Origin of the sequence: uncultured Paraglaciecola sp., assembly GCF_937123705.1 — a bacterium.
Classification (GTDB): Bacteria; Pseudomonadota; Gammaproteobacteria; order Enterobacterales; family Alteromonadaceae; genus Paraglaciecola.
Genome location: NZ_CAKZKO010000090.1, coordinates 21,963 through 31,369, shown reverse-complemented (window position 1 = coordinate 31,369; position 9,407 = coordinate 21,963). Strand labels below are relative to the sequence as shown.

Annotated in this window: 7 protein-coding genes and 2 pseudogenes; 6 read left to right on the top strand and 3 right to left on the bottom strand. The window is 41.4% G+C overall.

Features of this window, described 5'->3' with window-relative positions; translation table 11 throughout:
• The 5 genes and pseudogenes from Q0688_RS12265 to Q0688_RS12245 form a co-directional block, all read left to right on the top strand.
• Nucleotides 1-507, top strand: a pseudogene (locus tag Q0688_RS12265) (transporter); the annotation flags it as partial.
• Nucleotides 508-512: 5 nt separating this feature from the next.
• Nucleotides 513-896: a hypothetical protein gene (locus tag Q0688_RS12260; protein ID WP_299076807.1), complete on the top strand. Its 384-nt coding sequence runs from the start codon at nucleotides 513-515 to the stop codon at nucleotides 894-896.
• Nucleotides 869-2,140 (top strand): annotated as a pseudogene (locus Q0688_RS12255) (SulP family inorganic anion transporter); the annotation flags it as partial. The gene Q0688_RS12260 and the pseudogene Q0688_RS12255, both read left to right, overlap by 28 nt.
• 170 nt (nucleotides 2,141-2,310) lie before the next feature.
• Nucleotides 2,311-3,444, top strand: coding sequence for a MalY/PatB family protein (locus Q0688_RS12250; RefSeq protein ID WP_299076804.1), 1,134 nt, complete (start codon nucleotides 2,311-2,313; stop codon nucleotides 3,442-3,444).
• Between the two features lie 19 nt (nucleotides 3,445-3,463).
• Complete coding sequence (locus tag Q0688_RS12245; RefSeq protein ID WP_299076801.1) at nucleotides 3,464-4,117, top strand: UPF0149 family protein; 654 nt, start codon at nucleotides 3,464-3,466, stop codon at nucleotides 4,115-4,117.
• A gap of 291 nt (nucleotides 4,118-4,408) precedes the next feature.
• On the opposite strand, the gene Q0688_RS12240 is transcribed toward Q0688_RS12245, so the two are convergent.
• On the bottom strand, nucleotides 4,409-5,005 hold the full coding sequence (locus Q0688_RS12240; protein WP_299076798.1) for a PEP-CTERM sorting domain-containing protein: 597 nt from the start codon (nucleotides 5,003-5,005) through the stop codon (nucleotides 4,409-4,411).
• A gap of 396 nt (nucleotides 5,006-5,401) precedes the next feature.
• Between Q0688_RS12240 and Q0688_RS12235 the strand changes: the two genes are divergently transcribed.
• Complete coding sequence (locus tag Q0688_RS12235) at nucleotides 5,402-7,717, top strand: S9 family peptidase (RefSeq protein WP_299076795.1); 2,316 nt, start codon at nucleotides 5,402-5,404, stop codon at nucleotides 7,715-7,717.
• A 203-nt stretch (nucleotides 7,718-7,920) separates the two neighbouring features.
• Here the strand turns inward: Q0688_RS12235 and Q0688_RS12230 are convergent, their stop codons facing one another.
• Both Q0688_RS12230 and Q0688_RS12225 read right to left on the bottom strand, forming a co-directional pair.
• On the bottom strand, nucleotides 7,921-8,283 hold the full coding sequence (locus tag Q0688_RS12230; protein ID WP_299076792.1) for a DUF2750 domain-containing protein: 363 nt from the start codon (nucleotides 8,281-8,283) through the stop codon (nucleotides 7,921-7,923).
• A gap of 175 nt (nucleotides 8,284-8,458) precedes the next feature.
• On the bottom strand, nucleotides 8,459-9,394 hold the full coding sequence (locus Q0688_RS12225) for a D-2-hydroxyacid dehydrogenase (protein WP_299076789.1): 936 nt from the start codon (nucleotides 9,392-9,394) through the stop codon (nucleotides 8,459-8,461).
• Nucleotides 9,395-9,407: the final 13 nt, after the last annotated feature.

The window sequence follows — 9,407 nt, the reverse complement described above, 5'->3', positions numbered from 1 at the left end:
GTTGGGGTTGAATTTAGCGATGGCGATTTATTTTCAAATGAAAATTTAGCCATCTTAGATAGAGTTACTTTGGCAGTAGACAACCTACCTGGAGTGAACCACAACCTAGTTGCAAGTTTAACCCATCGAAATTCACGGCATATCTGGTTGACAGAGGTGGGGAGTATAAATTCGCAGCCTTACTACGATTCAACATACGGTGAATATAGCGCTGCTGAATTACAAGTCATGCGAGATAACGTCGCTGCAAACCCCCAAATATATGGTCCACTGGTTGCCCCTGATTTTAAGATGGCGCTGGTAAAAGCGCAACTAATTGAAGGGCAATTAGACTACGAAAAAACCTTTGCGCAATTACAACAAATTATCAGTGAAGAAAATCAAGCCGGCGTTACCATATACGCGACTGGACAGCCAGTATTAGTAGGTTGGGCCTATACTTACATGGAACAAATCCTACAAATATTTATTTTTACAATCCTAATAATATCGATGGGATTAAAGTAAAGGGGATGGAGCTATTAGTTCGCACTAACGGCAGAAAGTTGGGATCGATGAATTCTAATCAAGAAGGGATAACAATCCCTAAACTATCCGACTTTCAAATACCACTTAGTTTTACAGTTAATATTAGCGATTTAGTGGGAAACTTATCTTCAATCATTGGGGCAATAACGGGAAAAACTATCCAATTGCGCTGTACAGGAAGAGTCAAAGTAGGGTATATGTTTTTAGGAAGATCAATAAATATCGACCAAACAGTGCCTGTAAATCTTAAAAATGTAAATTTAGGGAACAATCAATTTACTACTTTAAGCTTATCTGAAAACAGTAATTTAGAATCTTTAAATTTTGATTTAAAAAATTTCAATTATTATTTGGCATATTTAAGTTAGGTAAGTTTATTAGACTCGTGCCTTATCCGGTTATGTTGGGCTTTGTAAATGGTTTAGCTATTGTTATTTTTCTGGCGCAACTTGGTCAGTTTAAGGTGCTAGACAGCTTAGGCAATCAAGCGTGGATGCAAGGAGAAATGCTGTATTTGATGTTAGGTTTGGTGTTACTGACTATGGCAATTATTTTCTTCTTGCCTAAATTGACTACGGCCGTACCGGCGTCATTGGTGGCTATTGTCGGTGTAACTGCCTTGGTTCACGGCTTAGATTTAGAAGCGCGTACTGTTATTGATTTTGTACGAGATATGTTACCTGCAGACCAAAAGGACGGTGCGACTTTAGCCGGTGAATTGCCGACTTTTGCTATTCCTATGGTGCCTTTCACTTTGGAGACCTTTTATATTGTCTTGCCTACTTCAATCATTTTAGCTTTAGTGGGCTTGATTGAGTCTTTGTTAACCTTATCGCTTATAGATGAAATGACCGACACTCGGGGTCAAGGTAACAGAGAATGTTTAGGCCAAGGTCTTGCCAATACCGTTAATGGATTTTTCGGCGGTATGGGTGGTTGCGCCATGATTGGCCAAAGTATGATCAACATTAATTCTGGGGGACGGGGGCGTTTATCAGGTATTACCGCAGCCCTAGTGTTACTTGGCTTTATTTTGTTTGCTGCGCCTTTGATTGAGATGATCCCTCTAGCGGCTTTAGTAGGCGTGATGTTTATTGTGGTAATAGGCACATTTGAATGGGCATCATTTAGAATTATTCGAGGTATCAACAAAGAAGACGCTTTTGTGCTGTTTTTAGTAACGGCAGTTACCGTTATTTCTGATTTAGCCATTGCGGTAGTTGTCGGTGTTATTGTGTCAGCGTTAGTGTTTGCATGGAAACATGCCACACATATACATGCCCGCACCCATACCGACGATGACGGCTGGAAGGTATACGAACTCGAAGGGCCACTATTTTTTGGTTCTGTGTTACATTTTAAAGACTTATTCGACCCACAAAACGATCCTCAAGATGTGGTCATCGATTTTAACGAATCTCGGGTTTGGGACTCTTCGGGTGTTGATGCCATTGATGGCTTGGCTGGCAAATATAAAGAGCAAGGCAAAAAACTGCATATTAGGCATATCAGCCCTGAGTGTCGTGAGTTGATGACTAAAGCGCAAGAGTATGTAGAAATGAACCTAAACGAAGACCCTAGATATCATATCGCATCAGACAAACTAGGCTAGATATCGCTTATTACTATAAAAGCCCAGAACTTTCTGGGCTTTTTGCTATTTGCCAAAGTAAAACTTTTTACATTAGTCGTATTCTGCAATACGCTAGTTGCAGTTTCACTTATCAAAAGTGATGTACAGCAAAACAACCATTAACCACAACATTTTAAGTGATCGCATTTATGCAGTTTGACGACATCATCGATAGAACCCCCAGTTACGCCTACAAATGGGAAAAATACAAAGGCCAAGACATCTTACCTATGTGGATTGCAGATACCGAATTTAGGTGCGCCGAACCCATTCTGGATAGACTAAAAGAGCGTACCGAACATGGCTTGCTGGGTTACACTTTGCCGGCTCACCATAGCGGTGCCAATCAAGCTGTGGTCGATTGGTTGGCGCGTCAGTACGATTGGCAAATTTCCAGCGATTGGATTGTGTGGACGCCTGGAGTAGTTCCGGCTTTTAACGTAGCCTGTAAGGCGCTGTGCCAGCCTGGTGATAAGGTTATGGTGCAAACGCCCAACTACCCGCCGCTATTGGCAGCCCCTAAGTTGAATGATTTAGTGAAAGTAGAAATAGCCACAGTAGAAGAGGCAGGCCGCTGGACAATCGACTTTACTGAGCTTGAAAAACAAGCCGCCGACCCTAAATGTAAGCTGTTTATAGTGTGTAACCCAATGAATCCCGTTGGCTCAGTACTGACAGCTGAAGAGTTACAACGAATTGCCGATATTTGCCTGTCTAATAATGTGTCTTTGTGCTCTGACGAAATTCATTGCGATATCATTTTAGATGAACAGGTTAAACACCTTCCAGCTGGAAAAATGCCCGACTTTAAGGGCCAAGCTATTACTCTCATGGCTGCCAGTAAAACCTTTAATGTAGCTGGTTTAGGTACCTCTTTTGCGATTATCGAAGATCCTAAAATTAGGCGCAAGTTTAGTGTTGCGGCACAAGGCATGGTGCCTTGGGTAACCGTCTTGGGATTAGCTGCCACCCAAGCGGCTTTTACACAATGTGATGAATGGCACCAACAATTTTTGCGTTACTTGCGTGGCAATAGAGACTATTTAGTAGCTGAAATCGCCAAAATCCAAGGTTTAAAACTCCTCACGCCACAAGCCACGTTTTTGGCATGGATTGATGCCAGTGGACTAGGCGTTGACAACCCCCAAGCACACTTTGAAAGCTTAGGTGTGGGTCCTTCACCGGGAGTCGATTTTGGCGACAAAAATTTTGTGAGGATTAACTTTGGATGTCCTCGCTCACAGCTAGAACGTGCCATAACACTGATTAAAAACGGCTGTTAAAGCAAAAGGATAAAGCTAGGTGTCCACGGAAAAATTTGAGTCAACTGCCCATGCATCTTTAAGTTCATTATGTGAGTCTGATGAACTAATCGATGTGTTGCACCCTTATGCTTTTATTCAAGGATTAGTATTTGCCGTTGCGGCAGCGCCAGAAATTCCCATGCCTGAACAATGGTTACCGTGGGTCATCAAAACGAGCAATCAACTCACCAGTACTGAACAAGCAGATAAACTCACCGATATCTTGATGAAGGTGCTACAAGTACAGCTAAAAAGTATGAGTGAAGAAAAAATCCACTTGCCACTAGGGGTAACTTTTCACGCTAACAGTCAAGAGCCAAGTGCTGTGGCCTTATGGTGTCAAGGCATATTGTTTGGCCATAGCCAACTAGAGCCTGTTTGGCAACATGCGTGGAATAAAATGAAAATAAGTGGAGTCAGTCAAATGCAACAACTGCAAAAAGACTTAAGCCATTGTTTGTATATGTTTACAACTTTTGCCGATGTGCCTTTAGCCGTTAAACAGGCTGAAAAAAGAGGCAACGACCAGTTGCTTAATATCTTGCCAAAAATATTTTTGTCTTTCCCAGAAACTTTAAAAACCTACGTTGGCTTGTCGGGTAGGTTGGTAGACTTTTTGCCCAATCAGTTTGAAACCTTTGAGCAGAAATAAAAGCTTAAGAAAGGGATCGGAATCACAGAGGGCACAGAGAAAATGACAAACAATGGTTGGGGATCATTAGGGGTTTTAAGATTTAGGATCTCTTTTAATTTCACATTCGCTAGCAACTGCTGTTAACAAATTAGTTTTTTCTGTGGTTAAAATTCTTCCGCACTTATTCTTTAGTTGGTCGCTGCTAGCTTTAAACAAAAAACACCTACCAAGATAGGTAAGTGTTTATTGATACTAAACTTTTTGACTCAACCTAGGTCGACTTATGTCGACAACGGAATTAAATTAAGATTATTTTTTGAATCTACTTGAAGCTAATCCCATCAAACCTAGGGCTAAAATAGCAAGGGTAGAGGGCTCTGGTACGTCTGTAGCTGCTCCAACCACTTCCCATGTACCAATTAGCGCCGCGTTTGCTAAGTCGCCAATATCATCCGCAGGGGCAAATACGTTACCACCTTGTGCGCCATTTAGGGCACTTGCATAATGTGCTGCGCTGACCGTCCATGTTGCTTGTCCACTAAACGCAAGTTCCCCAGCAGTAAACGTCATATCTGCGTCATCTGTAAAAGAAAAAATATTTAAGCCTGCGTCACTACTAAAAGAAAATAAATTTGGAGTACCATCGCTTGTGTTATTTGCACTGGTTAAATTTCCCGATACGAAAATGTCACTAAGGCTCCCAAAAGACGCGTCAAAAAAATCAGCAAGATAAAATCCTATGCTGTCACCGCCGCTAGCGTCTGCAAGTGAGGTCCCTGATGTTGCTGTAACGGTAATTGTGTTTTCAACACTTAAGTCTGCTTGTAATACCAGATTCGCATTTGCAAAACCGCTTACTGATAAAACTAGACTGGCGATGGTCATATTTAACATTTTCAAGTTCATATTGAATTCCTTAAATTAACTAAATTATTGTTATTGACTCACTACTAGCGAATAAAGCATGTTGTATGCCAGTTTATTTTATTGTTTATTTTCAATGATTTAATTTGTTTTTTTTGGGTGGCAATATAAATATGTATAAAAATTAGACACAAATGGTTTGGGTTTCTTGGCATTTAGATTGAGTTAAGCCGCTCTTTTGCGATGCTTATGTGGAGTGTTTTGAGCTTGTTGTAGAGTAAATGTTACGGTTTTGACTCTAATTACACCTGCCTATTTTGGTTTTTTTTATATTCACTTTGTTAATCTGTATACTGCCTCTTAGAATTAATCACCAATTCACTTAACTGATTGATTTAAAATAATAAAGTGTATAATTAGAAGTTCAGGAAAACACATATGAAGAGTTTTACTATTTTTAAGCAAGTTACCACGCTTGTAGCTGTAACGCTTACTTTAAGTGCGTGCGTTGGAAGTCATAATTTGAACAAAGAATCGGCTAAAAATGGCGTGAAGTTGACTAACGATGCCATATATGGCGACTATGAATACAACGCAAAAAGACCGGGTTCGGTGCGTTGGCTAGACGAAGGAGCGAGTTATAGTGCCTTAGAAACCGCACCTGGCTTTGAGGATGCCAAGCTTGAAAAAGATCAGTACGGCGACGACATTAAAGTGTATGAGGAAATCGTAAAATACGATCCTGCTACTTTAGAGCGCACAGTATTATTGCCCTTGAAGCAACTAATACCTTCAGGTTCTGATAAAGCCTTAGCAGTAGATGATTATCAATGGTCTAAAGATAAATCGAAAATATTAATATACACCAATGCTAAATACGTATGGCGCAAGAAAGACAAAGGTGATTATTGGGTTCGCGACCTTAATACAAATGAGTTATGGCAATTAGGTGGCAAGCAATCAGCACCATCTGAAATGATGTTTGGTAAATTTTCACCTGATGGTTTGAAGTTTGCCTACGTATGGAAAAACAATATCTATGTCCAAGACCTTAAAACCCGCGAGGTGCAGGCGTTAACCAACGACGCTTCAAACACTATCATCAATGGCTTGTTCGACTGGGCTTATGAAGAAGAGTTTTCTATTCGTGATGGCTTTCGTTGGAGCCCAGATAGCAAGCGCATTGCTTATTGGCAGATGGATACCCACGCTGCTAAAGATTTTTTAATCATTAATAACACCGACACACTTTATCCTGAAGTGACTGCAATTCCTTATCCAAAAGTAGGTGAAGAAAATGCCGCCGCTCGTATAGGTATTGTCAGTCTAGATAAGGCCACAACTCAGTGGGTAGAACTACCTGGTATCGCTAAAGACATGTACGTACCGCGTATGGACTGGGCGAATAACAGTGAGCAACTGTTGATCCAGCAGTTTAATCGTAAACAGGATACCAATACCTTATTTTACGCAAATGCAGATACCGGAAAGGCAGAACCATTTTTAACCGAAAAAGAAGACACTTTTATCTCACTGATGATTGAGCCTAAATGGCTTAAAAACTCAGATGACTTTATTTGGCAGAGTGAACGAGATGGTTGGAAACATGTTTATCGTGTATCCCGCGACGGTAAAAGATATCAAGATCTCACCCCAGGTGAGTTTGATGTGACAAAGCTCGTTTCGGTGGATGAAAAAAATGGCTGGTTATACTTTATCGCCTCACCAGACAACGTATCGCAAAGATATTTGCAGCGCACTCGTTTAGATGGCAGCGGAAAAATGGAACAGGTGACGCCAAGTCAATTTAGCGGCAGTAATTCGTATAAAATGTCTGCTGATTCTACTTGGGCAATACACACCCATTCTTCCTTTTTGTCACCACCGGTCTTTAGCCTAATTTCACTGCCAGATCATAAAGCACATCACGTCCTCGAAGATAATGCAGCACTTGCAGAAAAGCTGGCTGAGTTAAAGGTAGGAAATGTTGAATTTTATAGCGTAAAAGCTCAAGACGGATTGCGTTTAGACGGTTATATGTTGCGCCCAGCCGGCTTAGACAAGAGTAAAGAATATCCGTTAATTCATTATGTTTACGGCGAGCCAGCAGGGCAAACGGTACGCGACGCTTGGCAAGGTAACCGCGGTATGTGGGGCATAATGATGGCACAGCGTGGATATGTTATTTCTTCCATAGATAATAGAGGTACCGCAGCACCTAGAGGTCACGAATGGCGACGTTCTATTTACGCTGGTGATGGTAGTTTAGAAACACAAGATCAGGCAGATGCCATCAACGCTATGTGTGAGCGTTGGACGTTTATCGATTGTGACCGAGTCGGTGTGTGGGGCCATTCAGGTGGTGGCTCTTTAACACTTAACTTGATGTTTCGTCATCCAGAGTTATTTAAAGTGGGTGTGTCTCAGGCTCCGGTACCGGATAAAACCTTGTATGATTCAATCTATCAAGAACGTTACTCAGGCTTATTGGCAGATAATATCGAAAACTATGCAAAAGTGTCAGCTATTACACACGCGGCCAAGCTAGAAGGGAAATTGTTGCTTGTTCATGGCACAGGTGACGACAATGTGCACTATCAAGGCAGTGAGCGGTTAATCAATGAACTAGTCAAACACAATAAACAATTTGACTTGATGTCTTATCCAAATCGACGTCATGGGATAGTCGAAGGTAAAGGCACTTCATTGCACTTGAGTACGATGAGAGCGAATTATTTTATTAACAATCTATAGAAAAGTAGCAGTTATAGCGCCTCTGGGAGTATGGGGCGCTGTCAATTGATTTATCTCGAACACTGTATATACAACGTCTGTAATCCCTTTGAATTATCGCTGAGAGGGTGCTTAGTATGAAAATTACTGGTAAAAACCTATTTGTCAGCATTGCTTATATAGAATTGGAGTTTAATACATATCAAAAGTGAAACAATTCACTTTTATTGTTTCACTTTAGTCCTCAACTCAAAATCAAACTCCTGAGCAGAAATAACTAAACCCTCTTCATCTTCGCTAGGAAAAACCGCAATAGCTACGTCGTCATCTTCTAAGCCTTGAGTCCAGCGGCTGTGCCAGGTATTTAAATCTATGGCTTTGGGTTGGCAATCTGCCCATTCACCCGTTGCCCAATCTTGCGCGTAGGTTTCACTTGGCCATACTGGCGTACAGTCTTCGTCTTCGGTGTTAAGCATAACGCAACCGTCTTGGTCGGTTAATATCCACACTTGTTGATTAGCTACGCATTCTTTCACTAAAAATGCGAGGCGTTGTTCTGGGGTAAATTGTGCAATATTGTCTGCCATGAATATTCCAAATGTGGTGAAGGTTAGTGGGTAAAGGCAAAAGCCAGATTTAGTGCCATATAGGGTGTACCTATGGCGTTATATGATGCTAATTCTCAACCAAAAATGAAATTTTTGCATTACATTCTTTATTTTTTGTATTGCTCATAGGTGAATGGCATTAAGTGTTGAGTGATTAATACCCCTTATCAAAATCTAAAACGTGCTGCAGTGCCTCGCCTTGAAGATGCCTTAGGTAATTTTCTTTGAATAAAGGAAAAATATCTTCTGGTAATGATGCGGCGGCGGTGTGCTGAGTCACATACAGATTGTCAGTCTGCCAATATGGATGTTGCGGTGGCAGTGGCTCTTGGGCGAACACATCTAATACAGCGGCTTGCAGCTTTTTGTTATTGAGCGCATTGATTAAAGCGCTGTCTACAATAGTGGTGCCTCGCCCAGCATTAATAACTACGCAATGAGCAGGTAAATAGGATAAAAATCTTTGATCGATTAGCCCTGTGGTTGCTGGGCTATGAGGTAACAGGCATACCAAAAAGTCTAACTCAGCGGCAAAGGCTTGCTGGGTGCTGTGGTTGTAATAATGGTCGATATATTCACTGCTACTGCTGGCGTTAGTGTAACCCCGCGTATTCATGGAAAACTGCTTGGCCATCTTAGCAACAGCCTGCCCAATATTACCCACACCCATTATACCTATGGTTTTACCCGCTAGTGATTGATAGGTTGGGGCGGCCCATTTTTTGTTTTTTTGGGCCTGATGAAATCCTGCAATATTACGGGAAAAATACAGCAAATAAGCAAATACGTACTCTTGCATGGCTTGTTGGAATACATCTTTTACTCCGCACAACTGATAGTTATTTTTTTTAAGTGAAAAAAGCGCAGCGTTGCCAGCCCAAGTCGACTGCAGCCATTGCAACTGAGAACACTGGGGTACAATTTGTGCAGTTAGGTCGGGATCGCCAAATAAAATATCTACCTGAGCATAGTCAAACTCGCGATCAATTTTATTGTCAACCAACACCAACTGTAGATAAGGCAAGTGGGCGGCTTGTATTAGTGCGCTGTAGATGGCCGAATCGCGGCTCAAGATGGCTACTTTGTGCATAAGTAAATTGGCT